General features: G+C 46.9%; 1 protein-coding gene. It reads right to left on the minus strand.

Annotation, left to right across the window (positions count from 1 at the left end):
• The coding region (locus tag R7Q48_RS24260; RefSeq protein WP_318132641.1) for a (Fe-S)-binding protein at positions 1–1,317 on the minus strand (1,317 nt) is incomplete at both ends.

Below are 1,317 nucleotides of genomic sequence, written 5' to 3' on the forward strand. Positions count from 1 at the left end.
CGCGCCAAAGTGAGCAAAAATAGCGCCCCATTCTTTCTCTGCGTTCGGCATTTTTGTTTTTTCAGTGCAGTGCGCAAACAAGTACCACGGTTCCTGATTTTCCCGTTGCTTTGCTACTTCAAACGCTTCCAACCTTGGGTACAGCCATTCGTGTGCCGTTAGCACATCGAAATCGCCTCGCTTGCTACCGAGTACTTCCGCGTACTCATCTCGATAGCACAGCACCAATGCCGGATCAACGCCGACCAACGGAATGTCTAAGTCCGCCACCATCGCCAAGAACTTCGCCGTATCAGCCGCGGTCTCTTTAAACTGGCGTAGGAAACCTTTGATGTGTTGCGCTTTACCATTTGGCTTAAATGGCAAAAGCACTGGATGCATACCTAGCTTTTTAACCAACTTGACGAAGTCTTCAACAACGTCCGCATCGTAATAACTGGTAAATGGGTCTTGAACGATTAATACGTGCTTGCTCTTTTCAGTCGAAGACAAACCACTGAGCGCTTGCAGATCATAAGGCGTTGTCAGCGACTCTACGCGCTGTTTCAACGTAGGAACAGACAACAACGGCGCATCCACATACCCTACAGTTGAAGCCGTTAAACTCTTCACCCACGACTGTTTCAATACGCCGTTCACGACTGCTGGTGCCTTTGCCATCATTGGCAGCATGGTTTCAATGTTGGCAACCAAATAATCTTTTGCCGGACGATGATAGCGCGAGTGATAAATGTTTAAAAAGCGGGAACGGAAACTTGGAACATCCACTTTGATCGGACATTGGCTCGCACACGCTTTACACGCTAAGCAGCCGTTCATTGCTTCATAAACTTCATGAGAGAAATCGTATTCGTGACGACGATTAATGGAATGACGCACACGATCAATCATGGTTTTGATCGATGTTTTGTTTTCTAACGTTTGCTTTTCTAGGTCAAGAATATCAATACCTTGCTCAGTAAGCTGACGCAACCATTCACGAACCAATCCAGCGCGCCCTTTTGGCGAATGACGACGATCAGCCGTCACTTTCATCGATGGACACATCGGCGAACTGGTATCGTAGTTAAAGCACAAACCGTTCCCGTTACATTCCATCGCTTGCTTAAAGCTGTCACGTACTTGTACGTCAATTTGGCGATCATAGTAACCACGTTTGGTGTCGGTTACTTTTACCAACTCTGCATCGCTATCAAGTGGCGTACAGATTTTGCCTGGGTTCATTTTATTATGTGGGTCGAATGCAGCTTTTACGCGTCGAAGCTCAGTAAACAACTCTTTGCCAAAGAACTCCGGACCATATTCCGAACGGAAACC

Source organism: Vibrio sp. 378 (assembly GCF_033339435.1).